This window comes from Dellaglioa sp. CoH-55-MRSF-8 (genome assembly GCF_056782195.1).
The window spans coordinates 1-270 of sequence record NZ_JBXAYH010000200.1; the positions used below are offsets into that span (position 1 = coordinate 1).

General features: G+C 56.7%; 1 protein-coding gene. It reads left to right on the forward strand.

Features of this window, described 5'->3' with window-relative positions:
* Window positions 1-33 precede the first annotated feature (33 nt).
* A partial coding sequence (locus AC1RPW_RS08485) for a hypothetical protein (protein ID WP_481769525.1) occupies window positions 34-270 on the forward strand: 237 nt, incomplete at its 3' end.

Below are 270 nucleotides of genomic sequence, written 5' to 3' on the forward strand. Positions count from 1 at the left end.
GGGTCTTTTCGTTTCTGGACCCGGACAAATAGGATGAATCTCAGACCAACTACCAATCTCGTGGTGCCCGAACATCTTGCGCTGGACCGAAAGGCTCTGAAGTCGCGCTTCATGTTCCTGTACACCAAGCGATACACAGGCTCGCCCGTGGTCTTTATGACTCGGTTGTGGGCCAACACCCTATTCCCGAGTGTCGCGCGCGACTCTGAGTTCGGGAAGGGCAAGCGTCGTGCTCATCTCGCAGAAATTCCCGAGCGTGCAGTCAGCCCC